This window comes from Halomonas sp. 3H (genome assembly GCF_024206005.1).
GTDB lineage: Bacteria > Pseudomonadota > Gammaproteobacteria > Pseudomonadales > Halomonadaceae > Halomonas > Halomonas campaniensis.
In genome coordinates this window covers 1,541,895-1,561,399 of sequence record NZ_CP100360.1, presented here as the reverse complement: position 1 = coordinate 1,561,399, position 19,505 = coordinate 1,541,895, and the positions used below count along the sequence as shown (strand labels likewise).

Annotated in this window: 15 protein-coding genes; all 15 read right to left on the bottom strand. The window is 54.5% G+C overall.

Features of this window, described 5'->3' with window-relative positions; genetic code table 11:
* Positions 1-32 precede the first annotated feature (32 nt).
* A complete protein-coding gene (locus NFC98_RS07310) occupies positions 33-1,415 on the bottom strand; it encodes an undecaprenyl-phosphate glucose phosphotransferase (protein ID WP_254277430.1) in 1,383 nt (460 codons plus the stop codon).
* Between the two features lie 14 nt (positions 1,416-1,429).
* On the bottom strand, positions 1,430-1,936 hold the full coding sequence (locus NFC98_RS07305; RefSeq protein WP_254277429.1) for a glycosyltransferase: 507 nt from the start codon (positions 1,934-1,936) through the stop codon (positions 1,430-1,432).
* Positions 1,933-2,361, bottom strand: a complete 429-nt coding sequence (locus tag NFC98_RS07300; protein ID WP_254277428.1) for an oligosaccharide biosynthesis protein Alg14 — start codon at positions 2,359-2,361, stop codon at positions 1,933-1,935. Before NFC98_RS07300 ends, NFC98_RS07305 begins: the two co-directional genes overlap by 4 nt.
* The gene (locus NFC98_RS07295) at positions 2,358-3,248 is read right to left on the bottom strand and encodes a glycosyltransferase family 2 protein (protein WP_254277427.1); all 891 of its coding nucleotides are present in this window, start codon (positions 3,246-3,248) and stop codon (positions 2,358-2,360) included. The genes NFC98_RS07300 and NFC98_RS07295 overlap by 4 nt, the downstream gene beginning before the upstream one ends.
* A complete protein-coding gene (locus tag NFC98_RS07290) occupies positions 3,245-5,041 on the bottom strand; it encodes a hypothetical protein (RefSeq protein ID WP_254277426.1) in 1,797 nt (598 codons plus the stop codon). The genes NFC98_RS07295 and NFC98_RS07290 overlap by 4 nt, the downstream gene beginning before the upstream one ends.
* Before the next feature lie 35 nt (positions 5,042-5,076).
* Positions 5,077-7,254, bottom strand: a complete 2,178-nt coding sequence (locus NFC98_RS07285) for an alginate lyase family protein (protein WP_254277425.1) — start codon at positions 7,252-7,254, stop codon at positions 5,077-5,079.
* A gap of 80 nt (positions 7,255-7,334) precedes the next feature.
* The gene (locus NFC98_RS07280) at positions 7,335-8,078 is read right to left on the bottom strand and encodes a hypothetical protein (RefSeq protein ID WP_254277424.1); all 744 of its coding nucleotides are present in this window, start codon (positions 8,076-8,078) and stop codon (positions 7,335-7,337) included.
* A 523-nt stretch (positions 8,079-8,601) separates the two neighbouring features.
* Positions 8,602-10,116 carry a hypothetical protein gene (locus NFC98_RS07275; protein ID WP_254277423.1) on the bottom strand — a complete coding sequence of 505 codons (1,515 nt, stop codon included), beginning with the start codon at positions 10,114-10,116 and terminating at the stop codon, positions 8,602-8,604.
* An 88-nt stretch (positions 10,117-10,204) separates the two neighbouring features.
* On the bottom strand, positions 10,205-12,919 hold the full coding sequence (locus NFC98_RS07270) for a hypothetical protein (RefSeq protein ID WP_254277422.1): 2,715 nt from the start codon (positions 12,917-12,919) through the stop codon (positions 10,205-10,207).
* A 318-nt stretch (positions 12,920-13,237) separates the two neighbouring features.
* Positions 13,238-14,293 carry a pseudaminic acid synthase gene (gene pseI / locus NFC98_RS07265; RefSeq protein WP_254277421.1) on the bottom strand — a complete coding sequence of 352 codons (1,056 nt, stop codon included), beginning with the start codon at positions 14,291-14,293 and terminating at the stop codon, positions 13,238-13,240.
* Entirely contained in the window at positions 14,290-14,820 is a 531-nt protein-coding gene (gene pseH, locus NFC98_RS07260) for a UDP-4-amino-4,6-dideoxy-N-acetyl-beta-L-altrosamine N-acetyltransferase (RefSeq protein WP_254277420.1), read from the bottom strand. Before pseH ends, pseI begins: the two co-directional genes overlap by 4 nt.
* Positions 14,813-15,991: a UDP-2,4-diacetamido-2,4,6-trideoxy-beta-L-altropyranose hydrolase gene (gene pseG, locus NFC98_RS07255; RefSeq protein WP_254277419.1), complete on the bottom strand. Its 1,179-nt coding sequence runs from the start codon at positions 15,989-15,991 to the stop codon at positions 14,813-14,815. The genes pseH and pseG overlap by 8 nt, the downstream gene beginning before the upstream one ends.
* The gene (gene pseF, locus NFC98_RS07250; RefSeq protein WP_254277418.1) at positions 15,988-16,719 is read right to left on the bottom strand and encodes a pseudaminic acid cytidylyltransferase; all 732 of its coding nucleotides are present in this window, start codon (positions 16,717-16,719) and stop codon (positions 15,988-15,990) included. The genes pseG and pseF overlap by 4 nt, the downstream gene beginning before the upstream one ends.
* Positions 16,716-17,879 carry a UDP-4-amino-4,6-dideoxy-N-acetyl-beta-L-altrosamine transaminase gene (gene pseC / locus NFC98_RS07245; RefSeq protein WP_254277417.1) on the bottom strand — a complete coding sequence of 388 codons (1,164 nt, stop codon included), beginning with the start codon at positions 17,877-17,879 and terminating at the stop codon, positions 16,716-16,718. Before pseC ends, pseF begins: the two co-directional genes overlap by 4 nt.
* Positions 17,879-18,877: a UDP-N-acetylglucosamine 4,6-dehydratase (inverting) gene (gene pseB, locus NFC98_RS07240; protein WP_254277416.1), complete on the bottom strand. Its 999-nt coding sequence runs from the start codon at positions 18,875-18,877 to the stop codon at positions 17,879-17,881. The genes pseC and pseB overlap by 1 nt, the downstream gene beginning before the upstream one ends.
* Positions 18,878-19,505: the final 628 nt, after the last annotated feature.

Sequence of the window (19,505 nt, the reverse complement as noted above, 5' to 3'; positions counted from 1 at the left end):
GGCCTCGGGTGAGCTGAAAATCCTGCGGTCGATCAGTAGGCGTTGGGGTTCATGAGCCCCTTGATGACCGTGAGCACAATGATACGTAGATCAAGCCACAGCGACCAGTTGTCGATGTACCAGAGGTCGCAGGCGACTCGCTTCTCCATCTTCTCGACGGTATCCGTCTCGCCACGGTAGCCGTTGACTTGGGCCCAGCCGGTGATGCCGGGCTTGACCTTGTGGCGCTTCATGTAGGACTCCACGATGTCCTTGTAGTACTCGTTATGCGCCAGGGCATGGGGCCTGGGACCCACGATCGACATCCGCCCCTGCAGCACATTGTAGAACTGCGGCAGCTCGTCGAGGGAGGTGCGGCGGAGGAAAGCACCGACCCGCGTGACACGGGGATCGCCGCGCCTGGCCTGGGTGACATGACCATTGCGCTCTTCATGTACGACCATGGAGCGGAACTTGTAGACCTTGAAGCGCCGGCCGTTGGCCCCGGTGCGGTACTGCTTGAACAGCACCGGCCCTGGCGATGTGACCTTGATGGCAATGGCGATGGCCAGGCACACGGGAATGATCAGGAGGGTAATCAGGGCCCCCAGGATCAGGTCCTCCAGGCGCTTGATGATCCGAGCCAGGCCATCCAGCGGAGTGACGCTGAGGTCGACGGCCAGGTGCCCCGCCACCTCACTCATGCGGTGATTGAGCAGTTGCATGCCCCGGAAATCCGGAATGAAGCGCACCTCCACGGTGTGGTGACGCAGGACGTAGAAAATGGATCGAACGATGCCACCCATCTCAAGGGGAACACAGATCCACACCTCGCGTGCCCCTGATTCCACCACCCGTCTCGCCAGCTGATCCAGCTGAGCAGGATCCATTTCATCTGCAACACGCTGTACGCCAGCGATGGAGTAGCCCTCCGCCGGGGCATTTCGCATTCCCCGCCCCACCTGGAGTAATAGCTCGGAGGGCCCCACCAGAAACACCGTCCGGCGGGCACGACCGAAGCGCCGGGCACGCCGCAGCAGGATCTGCGCAGCAACCCGGGCACTGGCCGAGACCCCGAAGGAAATCAGCAGGGTTCCGCCCACCCACAGGCGAGAGAAACGCTCGGCCGCATGGGCAAAATAGATCAGGGAGGCTGCCATGATGGCCACGACAGCCCAAACAAGGCATAGCCTGGCCAGCAAGGTGGGTATTCGCGTGATGCGCCACCTGGCGTAGCCCCGCTGCATCACGTTGAGGAGCACAACGAGTAGCGCCATGATGGCCGTGGCCAGCCAGAAGCGCTCATGCATGTCGAAGGTGTCGAAGCGAAGCCAGTAGGCCAGCAGCGCTCCCGCCACCATGGCAAGCATGTCCACCACCGGCACGATCAGTTGCGCCGGGTACCGCTCAGAAATACCAGCAGATCTTCTATCCATGAGGTCGCTTTGAGCTATAGGGAACCAATCAGCGCGTTGAGGTTCTTCCCGAACGCCTTGCGCTGACGGAGGATGGCTTCGCCGTCGACCGCGGGCGCTGATGCCGCATCATACGACAGAATCGACCTGACCAGGGAGTCAACGTCCTCGTGGAAGGGGATGCCATAGCGCTCGGTGATCGCCTCGGCGGTATCCACTTGGTGGTCATTGCGATGCTCGCCAAGCCGAACGAGGCGGGGCAGCATCAGGAACGGCTTGCCCTGCTCCAGGCAGGCCAGAAGGTTGCCCATGCCAGCATGGGTCACCACCAGGTCGGCCTCGGCAAACAGCTGCCGGTACTGCTCTGCCGGGAACAGCGGCTGTACCTGCAGGTTGGGCAACGATGAAAATTGCTGGAGCGCCGCCTCGGGACCGGCCTGATAGACCAATGGCCAGTCCGGACGCTGACGTGATAGCTCGAGCACTGCCTGGTCCATGCGGGGAAAGGGAAACTGGGTACCGGCGGCAAAGAGGATTCTCACAGCAGCCTCCCCAGGTAGCGCACTCGGCCCGTCGCCAGATCCGGCCACTGGGTGAGAACCCGAGTGGCAAATAGTTTGGCGGCCCTACCAGACAGAGAGAGCCGACGACAGTTGGCGATGCTGTCAACCCAGAGAGTCTTCTTGCCCAGAAGGAAACCAGCGAACAGCACCAGCAGCCCAGGTGCTGCGCCGGTGCTGATGATCAGGTCGGGCTTGCTGCGGCGGACGATGCCGATGGCCCTGGGCAGTTGACGAACGCCCCGCCACAGTTCACGCACGCTGAAGTCATCGAGGTAATAGGCCGCCCCACCGTTCTGCTCATCGGCGGTGGAAACGAAGACCTGCTCGTCGACTTCGAGCAGTTCAGCCAGCCGCTGTAGTTGAACCCAGTGTCCACCGAATGACGCCACCAGCAGCACCCTCATCGGGGAAGCTCCCTCGCCTGGCGGGGACCGAACCGCATTGCCAGACGCTGACGCAGCTTGACGCCCTTCAGGTAGACCAGCACCCCGAAAGCCCAGGCCCGCTCCCGCCAGCTCATGTCGTGGCGCTTCAGTAACTCTTGCAGATCATGCCCGAAATTGCCCATAACGCGGCCACTGCCCTGGAACGCTCCCTTCTCGCCATGCAGTGCCATGCTGCCAGCCGAGACGCGACGCGCCTTCTGCGCCAGAGAGGCAAGGGTATTGCGTGCCGGATGGCGCACCACCGCATTCGGACAATAGACCAGCTTGAAGCCCGCCGCCGTCGCACGTCGGGTCCATTCGAAGTCCCCGCCGGACATCATCTGCTCATTGAACCCACCGATGGCATCGAAGACCTCGCGTCTGGCAATCAGGTTGGCGGTGACAGCCACTCCTCGCTCCACGTTCTGGGCTTGGCGAAAGGCAAAGGCCTTCTCGTAGCACTCTGCAGGAGCCAGTTTCGAACTCTGGTAGGTCAGCTGAATATGACCTGCTACCAGATCCGCGCCTTGGGTTTCCATGCAGGCAAGGGCCGATTCCAGCCAGCCGGAATCTGGCGCGCAGTCGGCATCGAGAAAGGCCACGAGCCTCCCCCTCGCCTCCATGCCCCCCCGGTTGCGAGCCGCATAAGAGCCGGGGTTGTGTTCGTTAAGCAGGCGCGCATGGATGGGCAACTTCAGATACGGAGGCGGCGGCTCGTCAGGAGCGTTGTTAACCACCAACAATACGAAGCGTTCGCGCGGTAAGTCTTGAGCCGCCAGCGCGATCAGGCAGCATTGAAGGCTCTCCCAGTCACGGTAGGTAGGGATGATGATGGAGACAATGACCGGTGCAACTTCGCCACTCATGAGTTGCCCCCATCACCCGTTGGGCAAGCCCGACTCCTGCTCTCCCCTTCACGAGCCATATCGATTTCAGCAATGCAGTCAAGGATGTCAGGCAGAAGCGCTATGGCATCGGCGTATCGCTGCTTTTTGAAATATTGTTCAAAAGCACTGCAGCAAGCACAAAGGCGAATGCGCGCCGAAGGAACATTCAGTAGAGATTTACGCTTTTCCAACGCATCGGACAGTAGTTTATCAAGTTTGGGTAGCCATGACTTACCCCATGGTAATCCCACACCGATAGGCTCAAGTGCCCAATTTCCTACGTGGGCCTGAAGCAGTTCCCCCGTTTCCGATACAAAACACAGGTCCCGAGGCACACCGAGATTCAAAACTGACAAGGGTAACTGGTTCAATTCTTCCAGAATATCCTCGAAACGATACGTGGTTTGCTCTAGAGCAGACATATCGTCACAGTCACCAACTACGAGCGCCAACCGCTCGAGCATACTGATGCCCAAGCGGTGCTGTAGCAATGGATGAGAGCGCTGATAGCGGTTGACCAGTGTTCTATCGGGCTCCACTTGCCAATATTTCGCCAGCCACTCTACCTGCACTTTCGGCGCAGCATAGACGCCTGGAATGCACCACTTGGGCAAGCGGAAAAGGTGCGCATCAAAACCCTCAATATCCCCTATGTAAACAAGCTCCGGTACAGGCAGTAGATGGCCGGAAGCGGACGACAAGATATCGGCTTCGCTCGTCGCCGCTTTACGATGCCGTTTGCCAAAAATCTTGAGGATGTACCGATCGAACTGATCTTCAGGCCCTTTTACCTCAACTTCAAAAACCAGAAGATCCACCACACCGCTCTGTTTCCAATGGCAGTTTATCTCGATATCGTCCGCCAGCTCGTGCCCCCAGACCTGCTCAAGCACGGGTAATAGCGGCTCACTGCTCTTATTCAAGGAGAGAAAATTCCATAACTTCCTATCCCGATAATGTTCCGGGAGTTGCTCCAGACGGTGGCCCGTGAAAAATATCGCATTGATCTGCAAGCGCTTGTCACTGAGCCACATAGCATCCTTGAACACCCCGTCGAGGCGGTTAAAGAGTTGCCTGGCAAGCAGAAGACTGATGATCGCGACCATGAAGCTGACGCCTTCCCATAGCATAAAATCCACCACCATGAAGGCGAACAGAATCATGAAGCCGATGCCCGAAAGCAGCCCAGTCAGGGTCGCCGCCTTTTGTTGCAGCTCGCTGCGAGCACTGGCATTACGGCCCATCAGCGCCACAAAGGCTGAAGCGGCCAATACATAGGTAAGCGCAGCCAAAAGAAAGGTCGGGTAAATAAAGGCAAAGAGCAAAGCAAGCACTACCGTCAGTGCTCCGGTAGCCAAACCTGCAGCCAGCTTCTGATAAGCTTGGCTGGCGACTTCGTTCTGATTCGTGAACAAGACCAGCTTGTGCGTGCCTGCAACCACACCGGCCGCACCTTTCTCGGCCATAACGCTCAACAATTTTTCCGTTGAGAGTGAAACTGCGTAGAAGAAGACGGTTGCAAGGCTAAGTGCGATGACCAGAACGTCTTGGTCTAAAGCAGCCCAGGAATCCGGAAAATAGCGCGGCGTTCCCGTCGAGCCAATCAAGATAATGACTTTCAACGGCAAGAAAAAAGCCAGCATACGAGAAAACTGACTCACCAAGGTCAGCGCAACGAGTGTCAGCGTGGGCAGAGGCACAAGCTTGAAAAATTTCTTGAGCACCGCAGCCGACCAGTACAGGTGGCGTAACGCAACGCGATAGAACCACATCAGGTATCACACCTAAAAAACATATGCCTTACCCTTCAACTCAGCTGCCAAAAGGGCCGAATACCATCGTGAGGAAAGAACAACGGCTTCACCTCCTCCTGGCGGGGAATATCCAACTGCTCAAGCCCACTCATCTTCCCATATTGGGAAAGATACGAGTAATAGATGGGATAGAAGCGCTCAGTATCGAATGCATCGATCTGTTGAAAGGGCCATTCCTTATTCATATACGGGAGCAGCCACTCCATTGCCTTGCGTAAGCCCTGCCCTTGCGGTCCTTCGAAGTTCCAGAGATCCTCACCACAGGAGTCGGCCAACTGCGCCAGGTGGATCCACCCCTGAAGGTTGAAGCAACAGTAGTGAGCGGTAGTCGTACGCTTCAGCTCCTCGGGTTGGCTACCGTCGGCAGCAAACTGGTGCACGATGCGGAAACGGCTTTCCCTCAGCGTATGGCGCAGCAGCGTATCCTCTCCGAGAAACGCGGCAATAGCTCCAACCTGCAGATCGTAGTAGGTACCATGGTTGTTCTGCGATGCGCGCTCCTTCAATCCCTGCGGGCTGGTGCGCAGCCAATGCAGGTACATCGACAGCCATTCCCGAAACGCACACGATTCGCTCTGCGTCAGCTTACCGCTTTGTTCCAGCAACCTAACGGCATCAAGGAAGTAGTAAAAATCCTTCGCCTCGATGATGCCGGAGCTGCTTCCTAGATTCTTGTTCCAGCCTTTACGCACCTGAGCGTAATCGAGATGAGGTGCCATCGCTGTTTCAGGGTTGAGGAACCAGGTACGAACGAGACATGCTGCATGAGCGTTGTACCGCTCGTCCTGGCTCACGATACCTGCCAGAGTCAGGACGAAGGTGTCATCGAACAACCGTTGTAGACGAGTGCGATCATAGTTATCGCTCATTGGCTCGTACAGTCGCGTACCAAGGACGCGTTTGCCATCCCTGCGTATATAAGGCAACCCCGGGATGGGAAGCGGAATGGGCCAGAAGTAGGGTGCGGGGTGCCAGTAATCGTGAGGGTTATTGCTCGGAGGAAGCGTTTTTTTATCTACGACTGAATACGGCCCGCGAGACAGCGCTCCATCCGCCGCACTTAACAGGGTTTGTCTTAGCGTTTCGCTTGCAACACCATTCGATGCCACCTCGGCCACATAGCACAGATGCTTCGCGTCGTACCGAGAATGGTATCCTTCCCCATCGAGCCTATCGAGCAGATTCGCGATGGCTTCGTTACGCGCCAAGCCACGGTCGACAAGCCCACTTTTTCCTTTTTCTAGATGGCCTTGGCCCGAGAAAAGCCGCGCCACCCATCCTGTCGTTGCGAAGGCACCGGCATCATCAGAATAGCCTGGACATGGGATGTCCCATGGCTCGATATGCCAGTGGTCCCATTTGCCGGGAATCCCGAGCCGCCAGAACAGCTCTACCTTGGGACGGCGGCCATAGTAGCATGCTTCATCGAACTCCTCCGCGCTATCGCACCTGAAGATCATTTGCGGTTCTTCATCAGCTTGCGGACGATAATCTTTCTCCAGCAAGCTCTCATTACTGGGGATCCGTGCCATGGGTACAACAATATAGCGGCACTCTGTCTGATCTCCTATTCCTGCTACAATCTCCCTCCAAGCTTCATCGGTGAGAAAACAATTACCATCCCAAGGCAACACCCATTTGGCTTGAGCCTTCCCTGCTCTGAGCGCCGCGTTCCGCGCTCCATTATTATTCATTACATAGTTGTTCTTATGGCGATATAGTCGCATCCATATTCGACTCTGCTGGGCAGCGGTCAACTGAGAGAACAGCGTGCCGGTTGGTAAAAAATCTCTTGGCACGCCCTCTATATCCAATGGCAGGGCCTGGTATTTTTCGAGCTGGAACGGTATATGAATATATTCCACATTGGCAGCTTTTAGCATGCCAATTATCTGCTTTTCTTCTTCGGAATCAACGATACGATTGACAACAAAGCACTTCTTGCATCCCTTCAGATCCGGCTCATTCTTGAGGATGAAGTGCAAATTTTTCCGCGACTGCCCTTTTTTATGCCGAGGAACGAGATCGTTACCAATGATACGGCAAAGTAAAAACTCACTTCCAAACTTATTTAGGCAAAATTGTCTTTCTTGAAGCTCATCACGAGATACAGCTTTTGTCTTGTGAACTTGCCTCTCTGCCGGAGTAGTGACCTTAATATTATGGAACAATCTAAACTGTATATCCCGCTTCAATTTTTTTAAGTAATTCAACACAACAGAAGCCCTGATCTCAATTCAACGAGTTATGATTACATCAGCATCATCGGTAATTCACTTCGCAACCTTACAAGATCCTCTTTCCAATGATCGGAAATGCTCGGATCATAAGCTTCAAACCTATCAAGCCAATCATCATTGTAAAAGTCGCTCTTCCAGAAGCCAGCTTTCAATTGAGAGATAGCGACTCTTGGTGTCAGTGATTCTTTTACAAAACCATAGTAATCTTCCCGAATGTTGTCGAGCTCGAAGAGCTGATAGACCTTCACTCCAACATGAAGAAGATCAATTACTACGGAAGAATTTGGTACCAAAGCGATGTGGCCATACTCAGGCACTACATCATGCACATACGCACTACCATTTAGAAAGGCAAAGTCACTCTCTTTTGAGCGGGGATGTTTCTTGATCGCGACACTTTCCACATCAGTATTGGACTGGCATAAGTGGACAACCTCCTCTAACTTATCCTTAAGAAAAGTAGAACTCAGATAAATCACCACTTTCACCTTATCCGGCAACGCATACGTTATTTCTTCAAAAGAAGCCGCTTTCCCCTCCCTTGGTATGATGTATACCGCCCCTTCGATCTTGCCTATTTCCGCATAAGTGTCTAATGACTTTTTATTGCGCAATATGGAAATTTCAAAATCCAAAGCAGGAAAGTCCTTGGTCACTTCGGCATGCTGTACATATATCCTGGGAACGTTTTGAAGTTTCATTACCATCGAGAGCGCTACGGATATATCGGTATGATCGTTGGCAAAAATAGACACCTCCGGCTTCGCATTAGCTCGACTGAAGTATACCAGAAGTCGGTAATACGCATTCGCGAATCGAATAAGAAACCTAAGCGAGGTAGGGTTAGTTTTTATGCGCCCGAGGTAGACGAGGCAGCAACAAAGCAGAACGAACCTGACAAAAACATGATAAAGATCATTCCTTCCCTTCCTAGTTGGATAGAACGAAACATTTCTTTCTTTATCGTATTCAATTAAATTAGAAACTTCAGTGCCTATCATCAATTTTTGCAAGAACAAAAATTCTCTCTCGTTGTTGCTCGTGCTACCACAATACAAAGCATCTGGAACAGGCCCAACATAACGCTTATGACGTGATAGAAAAAACTCTCTGAATAAGTAAGTCGCCGCCACCAACCGAGGTAGACGAGAGGTATTGAGCCGCTTATATTTTTCTTCCGCCTCGATTCTAACATGATACACCGGCACATCTCCGAACCGTATGATCTTGAAATTTCTATCAAGTCCGGAAAAGAATAAACGTACGGCACAGTACAATTTATGCATCAACGTGATTCGCCACAATATTCATTAATATTTGCCCTACATCCAAGGCAACACCCCCATTTTTTGCGACTTCTGCAGCGAAGATTTTTCCAACAAACCCCGCGGATATAAAAAACACGACACCAGGGCCCGCCAGCTCTCTGATTTGTTCAAGATAGTTTTCATAAACATAAGGCAGAGGCTGCGTAGCTTCCGTATAACTAAATTTCTCGGTCTTTAGCAGGCGATGTGTTGGCAATTCTATATATGTAGCATGAGGCACGTCATCAAAAACCGATTGCAGATACTCTCTCTTTGCACCCGAAATAAATATGACACGCTGAGCGAGCCTAGCGAGTTTAGCAATGTACTCCCTGTCAAACAGGTATAGGTTTATCTGCCCTTCTGTGATACAGGCACGGCCATCATACAACTTCAGATAACCATGACAAAGCGTGAACAACCTACAAAGCAGCGCATTGTTAAAAATGCTATAATCGCGATTGATGCTCAGCTCATCGATAAATCTGAATACACTAGGAATTCCAACCATGTCATGCTCAGGCAAGCTCCGTCTGAAATCTTCTTGGATTTTATTTCTCAATGTAAGAGGCAGCTTTTCTCCCCACCAGTGAAGTTCCTGTCTCTCCATATCGAAAGCACACGGTAGGGTACGTGAAAATCCATAACCCTCTCCATCATTAAGACGCACAAATGAATAAGGCGTTCGCGCCCTTATAGCCAACTCAACACTAGACTTAATCTTTCCTATGCTTTCATCATTAATTAGGCAGTCTATAAGATTTCTATCTTTTGGTATAGATTGATACAGCGGAAACAAATACCCTGCATACTCTTTAGATATAGACTTTTCCAACCGACAAAAATCAGCTTCGATAGATTTATATTTTTCATCGGAAGATTTATACATCCTTTGCTGCCAGTATGCTGTTTTAATTTTCGCAGAAGAATTCATCTGTCGGGAATACTTGCTGATTAAATTATAAAATATTTCCTTCTCGCCTTCAATGGAGGCTTTATTTAAAACCTTAAGAACCTGATGTATCGTGATGCCACTTAAAAGACCAGCTCTATCAAATGCTTCATATGCCTGACAAGATGGCAATTTTTTTACAATCAAGGCTATCAAGAGCCTCCTGAAAGCACTCTCATTATTAATGCTCTTTTTTTTATATTTGTAAAACTCAATAAAAACTTCTAATTCACGTAAAGTAAGTTGCGATGGTGATGCCAAAGCTCTATCAAGTGAGACCAAGCTATTCAGCTCAAAATCATCTAAACTTTCTGTTATTACATCATATATGGGACTTCGCTTTTCACGAAGATAATAGAGAGCCTCCCACAACACTGCTTTAGAAGCTAAATTACTATTCGAAACCTTAGAAAACAAACGTCGAGGATCATCGCTTCGCTCCATCTTTAATGCCAGGAAATAAGCTTGCTTAAGCCTTAAATACGACTTTATTTTTTTAACTCTTCGGACGATATACCTTAGCAATCTCAACATGCAGGATTCTTAAATTAAAAAGGCAGAGTATGAGTGGGCGGGCGAGACAAACTTATCATATTACAATGGGCTTTATATATGCGTGAATTCACGCTTGAACTCCCTCGGTAATTCTATCAGCTGCCAGGTCCATATACGGATCACCAGATGCAACAAAGTCGTTAACTTTATCCATGTACCAGCTGGGCACCCCGATGCTATCATTTGTTATCGGGCGGCGGCTGTATAAATTTGGGATTGCAACCTCTTTGGTACCCATGTAGTGGAGGAGCCCCATCGCTTTCTTACGCAGCTCTTGGTCTGGTGAAACAAGCATAGCGCTAGTCAATAGATATTCGTAATCTGACTTGCTCTCGGGATAAACAAGAGGAATTGGATAATCATGACGACCAAAGTGACTGCACATTACAACTGGCACTCCGAGTCCGGTGAGCTCAAGGCAAGCGGTACCATTCCACAGGACCGCAAGATCAAGGTATTGTGCTAGATCACCAGCATTAAACTCAGCATGATTAAGAACAATTACATTATCCGTAAGATCTTTCGGTATTATGTCTTCTAATTTTTCTGTCAATTCAAGAGCAATTTCTGGGCGAAGTTCATGTGGGTGCGGTTTTATCAACAGCAAAAGGTCTGGGTTATCTCGAGCAACTTTGATTGAATGACGAACCCAGTCTAGCATATCACTGTGCGCAGGCCCCCCATCGTATGGCACAGCTAAGTCGCATAGTATTTTCCCGAAGCAGCATACGATTCGCCGGCCTTCATTTCGAGCTTCACTGAGAATGTTAGCCATTGGGGATGAGTGCACGCTATTACCACTGCCCGTTCGGTTCTTTGCCATGAGCTCATCGAATCGGTTCTGGACATCCGGGCTGTCTCTGTGGTCATTATACCAGTGTTCAAAGCGGTCAGGAATTGCCAGGAATGGAGCACGGCAGTTTCTATGCAGTGTCATATCCACCACCGCCATAGAGCCAGATGTCTTACTTCCAAGGTTCGTATAATAGTTTTCGTAGGCAACACTGGCGACTACATAACGAAGATTAGGTAACCTTCGATCTAACGCAAAATCACGAAATATTGAGTATGGTGCAACATGCGAGTTACTGCCTAGCAAAACAATGGGCTGACCTGTTTTCAGGGCCGCATGCTCCAGAAGTTGGCAGGCTCTCAAGACATAGTCGCAACGACGGAGAATGATTTCAAATGTAGAGGCTACCGGCTCTTCATCGATAGTAATCGAAGCACGCCTATAGACGTTGCTAAGATTCTCGTAGATTCCCTGGTAGAAGTTTACACCTTCAGCTATTACTTTACGGTTCTGCCAATCGACCTGCCAGTCAAAAACAAGCTCACCATCTTCGCGAGCACGATCGAGACTATTGAACAGGTTGGCGATAGATGGGTCTGTTTCGCTAGGCGGCCGCTGGTCTAACACTCCTTTCATAAGCGACCCAACAGCGTACCCTCGCCGCTTTAGTTCGATTAAAGCAGGCGTCACCATCGCAAGGGTATTAAAGCAGTTCAACGATGCCAGCAACACATAGCCAACAGGCTGCGCAGGCTGCTCTTCACGTCGAATAATTTCCGACGTTTGCTCAAGAAAGCGCAGCCGGTCTACCGTGCTTTTTTGGGCGACTTGCCGTCTCAGTGGAACGCTATGGCTATCAGAAAGTGGCTGTTCGGCTAATTTTCTGGCCATACTGAAGTCGTTGCGATCCCAGGCGTATGCTCCTAGCAAATTCCTTGCGGTAGGTGAATGATCTGCGGCTTTTTTCAGATAGTTATAGGCTGCGTCACTACTTAATTTCTGTATTGCAATTCTAGTTTCCAGATCGTCGATAACACCTTCAGGGAGTAAGGGTCTAAGCCATTCTAGAAGCATGTTGGCTAGATCAGTTCGATCGAGGGAAATCAGCCTTCTAGCAATGAATTTGAAAATTGGTGCCAGTGAAGCTTCTCTCTCTCCAGGCAGAGCGTCATGAGAAACTGCTTCTAATATATTTTGTGACACAAATACAAATCGCTTGACATCCTCCCGAGCACTTGCCCCAATAAGTGCAATGATATTCTCTGGCACGCCTAACTCACGCAGGTTAGCATCCAGCATCGAAAGAACTCCTTCCCGCAATACTAGGCGCCGCGTAGCATCCAACTCTACCCGAGTAGGCTTACGCTGCAATACAACGGCTGCCTGAAATAGTAGAGAGGGGTTAGGATTTACTGCTGAATTTAACAGTTTCTCGGCACGGTCCAACTCAAGATTATCCACCAGCGCAGCAAAGTATGTGAGATAGGCACGTCGGGAATTTTTTGCGGAACGCAAGTGTGACAAATTAACATTCGGCACCTTGCTTATGGTACGGCCATTGAGGCTACGGAGTGAAAATGACAATGACTCTAGATACTCAACCAATAGCCGCCCTGAAAGACGTTCATGATTTTGTTCGAGCCATTGACTAAAACATTCTACCGCGACCTTGAGATCATCGTACCTGACTTGTTCTCGATAGAACAAAATAGCATCTTCGAAAGTAACTGGCATTAATGCTACAGACGTCTTTTCTATTAGCAAGGGAACAGCTACTTCCGCATTTTTATCATGGAGCGTCATTGACACATCCACTTTTTTCCTGTCTGCACCGTAACCGTATCCATCAATTGCAGCATCTCGCAACCGCTTGATAGGCGCCACACATAACACTAATTCTTTAATGGGAGACAGCCAGGTCTTGTGACGTTGATAGAAGGGATGAATATCATGAATCATCCCGATAACTTTGTCTCTAATCAAACTCATAAATTTTTCTCTAACATGTCAAGGTGTCTAAGGCCCACCCTCAAAGCGAATACAAGCCAATCACAATGCTTCTTATTACCATGAGGCTGCCACTTAAACAATTACTTCAACTCTGCCATTATTTTCAATAACACTTGTATCAAGCATGCGTAATGCTGAAACTCAAACAATAGCAAGTACTATTTGTCACTCTCTATCTTCTCATTGACGCGCAGATATAGGAGCGACTGGGTGAAAAAAAGCAGTAAGTTTTACACTGCTGGCCGGAACTTTATCCACTCAATTCATCTCTCTCACCTTGGATAGCTTTTTATATTGTTATCGCTCTAGAAAGCTTTCACTTACAGCAGTGTTAGCTTCTATATCTTGTTTTGTCACAGAACCGATGACTTTCGAAAGATGTTTCGGCGCCACTCCATACCCCGGCCTCACGCTCCTCACCGCATCCTCGGTAATAACATCTCCCGCCTTCAGGTCCTTGACAAAGTAGAGCGACCGCCGGAACTGCACATTGCCCTGCTCGCTGGACTTGCGGCCGTAGTCGACTTGGCCCAGCGCCTGCCAAGCAGTTTTGGCATCGCGGCACAGGGCAGCGAGCTCGGCCGGCTCCAGCGAGAAGCTGTCATCGGGGCCGCCGCCGTTGCGGTCGAGGGTGAAGTGTTTCTCGATCAGGCTGGCCCCCAGCGCGACGCTGGTGATGGCAGTGGTGTTATCGATGGTGTGGTCGGAAAGTCCGGTGACCAGGCCGAAGCGCTCGACCATGTCGGGAATGGTGCGAAGATTGTAGTCCTCCGGCGGGGCCGGATAGCCGCTGACGCAGTGGAGGATGGCGAGCTGCTCACAGCCGGCGCCGCGGGCGGCGTCGATGGCTTCCTGAATCTCCTCGGCGTCGGCCATGCCGGTGGAGATGATCATCGGCTTGCCGGTCTTGGCAACGTACTCGATCAAGGGTAGGTCCACGGCTTCGAACGAAGCGATCTTGTAGGCAGGGGCACCCAGGCTCTCGAGCAAGTCAACGGCCGTGGTATCGAAGGGCGAGCTGAAAATGGTGATGCCAAGTTCGCGGGCACGAGCAAAGAGAGGCTCATGCCATTCCCACGGCATATGCGCTTCCTCATAGAGCTCGTACAACGTACGACCATCCCATAGCCCACCTTTGATTTTGAAATCGTCGCTGTCACAATCGAGGGTTATCGTATCGGGGCGATAGGTCTGCAGCTTGACGGCATCTGCACCTGCCTTCTTCGCTTCTTCGATGATGCGCAAGGCGGTTTCGAGCTTGCCATTATGGTTGGCAGAAAGCTCAGCGATGATGTACGGCGGCTGGTCTTCAGCAATCCGGCGACCGTCGATTTCAATATATGGCAGAGTCATGATGATGTTGCTCCTTGTCCTGCAGTTCTGTCGCTGGCGAGCATCCCGAATCCGATGACGTCGTGAAATATTTGCCCATCGAAATGATGGTCGCGTAGCGTAGCTTCTCGTGTGAAACCTAGGCGCTCGTGAAAGCGTATGGAGCGCATATTGAAGGCCAAGGCTTCACCGCATAATTTGTGCAAGCCTAACGTGTCGAATGCATAGGTTAATGTGGCACGCCCAAGGCGTTGGCCACTCCCTCGTGGAGCATCGGGCGCCAGGTAAAAGCCCCACTCGGCTCGCCTCGCCGATGTATTGACTAGCGTAATGTTGGCAAACCCCATCGGCACACCTTGCTGAAGGTAGAGCAACAGATGCCGGTTCGGGTCCTGTCGAGCTCTTTCGAACCAGCTGCGATGCTCCTTCGCTTCGATTTCATGCTGTGTGTACATGAAGCGACGCACGTCTGGGTGGTTACGCCATTCACGTACGACTTCCAGCTCCGCTTTCTGGAGAGGGCGGAGCCGATCCTCTTCCTCAGCCATTGCCTATTTCCTCTGCACGACTCTCAGCCGTCATCCATTCGACCAGCAGTGCAACGCCGTTGCCGTCCACAAGACGAGAGGCAACAAGGCTCATCTGGGCCAAAGTTGTCGGGCGAATGTGCTCTTCCCAGATGGCGGGCAAGCGATTCACTGCCGCAGGCTCGCCTACGTTATAAGCCGCACTAGCGTGATGGAGAGCCTGGGCGATGCCCTTCTGGTTTTCTGCCAGCTCCAGCATCAAGGTCGGCACACCGAGGCAGCAGCGCTCCCAGGAGGTGCTGCCGGCGGCACCGATGGCGAGGTCCGCTTCGCTCATGCGCCGGGCCATGTCACTGACATTGACCACCACCTCGGTGTGCCGGGGCATCGCCCTGGCTTGAGCCGTCACCGCTTCTCTCCAAGGGGCGGAGGCCCCCATTACTACGCTGATCTGCAGGTCATCCGGCAGGTCGCAGGTAGTCAGGGCGTCCAGCACCCGGCCGGTGATGTTTTCCCTGTCCACGCCGCCGAGGTTGATCAGCAGGCGCTGAAGCCGAGGCTCGCGGGCACGCCGGCGGAGGCTGGCCTCGCGCCACTCGCGGAACTCGGAGCGCAGCAGCGCATAGCGCGGGCCGGCCAGTACCCGGCAGGTCTCGGGCACCAGTCTACGATAGTCCTCCGCCTGCCGGCCGAGGTTCTGGTCCAGCAGCAGATCGGCAATATGATGGCGATCCGCCAGGTCGTCGATCACCAGCAGGCGCGGCCTTGAGTCGGAGAGCCCATCGAGCACCGCCATTTCCCAGCGATGATCCAGGGCATAATGGTCCACTACCAGCCAGACGGGACTCAACTCGGCCAGGTGTGGCAGACAGGCCGCGGCATCCTGGACCCAACTCGCGCCCAGCCAGTGGGCATGGGCAGGCTCCGGCTCGAGGTTCTTCTTGGCGCCGGAGTCGGCTCCGTTGCACTCCAGCGGCAGGCGATGGATAGCAAAGCCACGCGCCTCGATCACCTCGTACAGGTGCCCAAGGTGCTCCCTGCAGAGGAAGTGGCACTCGGCGCCCTGGGCCTGCAGGGCATCGGCGAGGGTCAGGCAGCGCATGACGTGGCCGCTGCCGATCTCCAGCGAGGCGTCGGCGCGAAAGGCGACCACCTGCCCCTGCAGGCGGGGGGCTATCGGCGCTCCGTTCATGCCCAGTCGCCCTGCTGCTGGGCCTGCCAGGCCTTGAACAGCCATTCGGCCCGCTGCCAATCTTCCGGCGTATCGATATCCTGGACGCGGTGGCGCGGCAGCGGCACCGGCACGGCGCGATCGCTGAAGATCGGAGAGCCCTTCCGCCAGGCGGTAGCGCGACCCCAGTAGAACTGCCCGGCATCGTGCCAGGCCTCTTCGAGATCCTGAGAGCGGGTATGGAAGTACTCGGGCTGGAACATGGCCACACGCCCTTCCGGGGTCAGGCGCAGCGCGCGCTGAATGGGAAAGGCGTAGCTGGTCACCGAGAAGGTGTAGTCGACGTCATCGCTTCCCTGCAGGGCACGAAGCCCGTCCTGCAGGTCCTCGGCCTGCACGAACGGCGCCGTGGCGTAGAGGCAGCAGACCGCATCAGGCGCCTCGCCCTGCTCGCCCAGCCAGTCGATGGCATGGGCGATGACCGGGATGGTGCCGGTATGATCATCGGAGAGCGCGGCCGGGCGGCGGAACGGCACCTCGGCGTCATGCGCCTCGGCCACGGCGGCGATCTCGTCATCGTCGGTGGAGACGATCACCCGGGCGAAGCAGCCGCTTGCCAGCGCCGCCTCGATGGACCAAGCGATCATCGGCTTGCCGGCAAACTCGCGAATGTTCTTGCGCGGAATCCGCTTGCTGCCGCCCCGGGCGGGAATGACCGCGATGGCCTGCCCTTCTGCCGCCTGTGTCATGCGACCTCCATGGCCCGTGCCAGCATCCTTACCACCTCATCCTGCTGGGCGTGCGTCATGGTGGGATACATCGGCAGGCTGATCGCCTCGGCGTAGTAGGCGTCCGCGGCGGGGAAGTCGCCGGACGTGAAACCCAGCTCCCGGTAGTAGGGCTGGGTGTGCACCGGGATGTAGTGCAGGTTCACGCCGATGCCCTGCTCGCGCAGGCGCTCGAACACCTGGCGGTGGGTCGGGGTGATCCGGTCACACTGGAGGCGGATGACGTAGAGGTGACGGCCGGAAACGCTGTCCGGATGCTGCCAGGGCGTGGTCACGGGCAGCTCGGCCAGGGCGGCATCGTAGCGCTCGGCCAGGGCGTTGCGCCGTGCCACGTAGTCGTCCAGGCGCTCCAGCTGGGAGAGCCCCAAAGCCGCCTGCAGCTCGGTCATGCGGTAGTTGTAGCCGAGGTCGATCTGCTGGTAGTACCAGGGGCCATCGGCCTCATGAGTCATCAGCGCCGGATCCCGGGTCACCCCGTGGCTGCGCAGCAGGTCCATTCGCTGGGCAAGATCCTCGTCGTTGGTCAGGGCCATGCCGCCTTCGGCGGTGGTGATGATCTTCACCGGGTGGAAGCTGAACACGGTGATATCGCTGTAGCGGCCGCTGCCGATGTAGTCGCCCTGATACTTGCCGCCGATGGCGTGAGACGCGTCCTCGATGATCCGGAAGCCGTAACGCTGGCCAAGGGCGTGGATCGCCTGCATGTCGCAGGGCTGGCCGCAGAGGTGCACCGCCACCACCACCTTGGGCAGGCGCCCTTCCGCCTCGGCGCGCTCGAGCTTGGCCGCCAGTGCTTGCGGGCAGAGGTTATAGGTGCGCGGGTCGATATCCACGAAGTCGACCTGGGCGCCGCAGTAGCGGCCGCAGTTGGCGGAGGCGACGAAGGTGATCGGCGTGGTCCACAGCCAGTCGCCCTCCCCCAGGCCTAACGCCAGGCAGGCGATATGCAGCGCCGAGGTGGCGCTGTTGACCGCCAGCGCATGGCGCGCGCCTACCTTGGCCGCCACCGCCTCCTCGAAGCGTGGAACCATCGGGCCCTGGGTCAGGAAGTCCGACTGCAGCACCTCAAGCACGGCATCGATATCGGCCTGCTGAATATCCTGGCGTCCGTAGGGAATCATCAGATGGCTCCGATCTTTTCCCAGTTGGTGTCGATCCAGGCCTTGAGCTCAGAATCAGACATCCACTCACCGTTGTTGTCGCTGGCGTAGACGAAGCCTTCCGGCACCTTCTTGCCATCCTTGATGCGGTTGGCGTCCTTGTCCCAGCTGTTGATGGCCGGCAGGATCTTGTAGTGCTCGGGGTACTCGTAGGTGTAGTAGGCGTCTTCGGCGCCGATCATCTGCTCGTGCAGCTTCTCGCCGGGGCGAATGCCCACCACTTCCTGCCGGGCCTCCGGGGCGATGACCCGGGCCAGGTCGGTGACCTTCATGGAGGGGATCTTCTTGACGTAGATCTCGCCGCCTTCCATGTCCTCGAAGGCGTGCCAGACCAGCTCCACGCCCTCCTCCAGGCTGATCATGAAGCGGGTCATGCGTTCGTCGGTGATGGGCAGCACGCCCTTGTCGCGGATCGACGTGAAGAAGGGAATCACCGAACCGCGGGAGCCCATGACATTGCCGTAGCGCACCACGGCGAAGCGGGTGTCGTGCCCGCCGGCGTAGGAGTTGCCGGCCACGAACAGCTTGTCGGAGGTAAGCTTGGTGGCGCCATACAGGTTGATGGGGCTGCTGGCCTTGTCGGTGGAGAGCGCCACCACCTTCTTCACGCCTTTGTCGATGCAGGCATCGATCAGGTTCATGGCGCCCATCACGTTGGTCTTGACGCACTCGAAGGGGTTGTACTCGGCGGTGGGCACGATCTTGGTGGCCGCCGCATGCACCACGTAGTCGACGCCATCCAGGGCCCGATAGACCCGCTCGCGGTCGCGCACGTCACCGATGAAGAAGCGCACGCGGGGGTCGCCCTCAAACTTCTTGGCCATCTCCCACTGTTTCATCTCGTCGCGAGAGAAAATGATCACACGCTTGGGGTTATAGCGCTCCAGCAACATGGGGATGAAGGTGTGCCCGAAGGAGCCGGTGCCACCGGTAACCAGGATGGATGCATTTTCAAACACGTAATGTGATCTCCGTAAAAGTGAGAAATGGGTGCATTCTGACACGCTACCGCCCGGGGATTGTCCCGGGCGCGTTCCCATGCCCTTGTGAATACTTGCGGGAGGCTGGAAGCATGACAGGAGTAGCACCTTGACGGATGCCTATCGGGTTAGGTGGTGTTGATCCCTTGCCCGCACTCCTTCCTGCTGAGCGTGTGCCAGCATCCCTGCTGTGTCGATGTTGGTATCGTTGATCGGTCTATTCTACGCGAGCAGGTGGCAGGGCTCTACAGACAAGGAAAATTTGGCTATGGGGATGATAGCGGGTGGGGGGTGGCCGTCGCTTGCGGGGGGAGGATCTTTTCTGGTGTCAGTCACTTGCGAGTGCGGCTGCGGCAGGGGCTGTGAATGTGCAGGGAGACAGGCAACACCGCTGGGCGGCTTCGCCGCCGTTCGCCCGGCGGAGCCGGGCTCCTACCAGCCGGGGCGCACCTTGGTGGTAGTGCATTCGTGCAGAGCCGCGATTTTCGCCACCACCATCGCGCTGCAAGCAGCGCTCCTACGGAGTGGTGGCCCATGATTGGGCGCCTGGCGGCGCCAGTCGCGCAACAAGTTGCCCTCCTATGGTGGGATGCGTTGGCGACCAGGC

Bases quoted from the DNA above. Each gene is read 5' to 3' on its own strand.
- NFC98_RS07310 (WP_254277430.1), bottom strand. From the start codon at position 1,415: ATGGATAGAAGATCTGCTGGTATTTCTGAGCGGTACCCGGCGCAACTG.
- NFC98_RS07300 (WP_254277428.1), bottom strand. From the start codon at position 2,361: ATGAGGGTGCTGCTGGTGGCGTCATTCGGTGGACACTGGGTTCAACTA.
- NFC98_RS07295 (WP_254277427.1), bottom strand. From the start codon at position 3,248: ATGAGTGGCGAAGTTGCACCGGTCATTGTCTCCATCATCATCCCTACC.
- NFC98_RS07290 (WP_254277426.1), bottom strand. From the start codon at position 5,041: ATGTGGTTCTATCGCGTTGCGTTACGCCACCTGTACTGGTCGGCTGCG.
- NFC98_RS07275 (WP_254277423.1), bottom strand. From the start codon at position 10,116: ATGTTGAGATTGCTAAGGTATATCGTCCGAAGAGTTAAAAAAATAAAG.
- NFC98_RS07270 (WP_254277422.1), bottom strand. From the start codon at position 12,919: ATGAGTTTGATTAGAGACAAAGTTATCGGGATGATTCATGATATTCAT.
- pseI (WP_254277421.1), bottom strand. From the start codon at position 14,293: ATGACTCTGCCATATATTGAAATCGACGGTCGCCGGATTGCTGAAGAC.
- pseH (WP_254277420.1), bottom strand. From the start codon at position 14,820: ATGGCTGAGGAAGAGGATCGGCTCCGCCCTCTCCAGAAAGCGGAGCTG.
- pseG (WP_254277419.1), bottom strand. From the start codon at position 15,991: ATGAACGGAGCGCCGATAGCCCCCCGCCTGCAGGGGCAGGTGGTCGCC.
- pseF (WP_254277418.1), bottom strand. From the start codon at position 16,719: ATGACACAGGCGGCAGAAGGGCAGGCCATCGCGGTCATTCCCGCCCGG.
- pseC (WP_254277417.1), bottom strand. From the start codon at position 17,879: ATGATTCCCTACGGACGCCAGGATATTCAGCAGGCCGATATCGATGCC.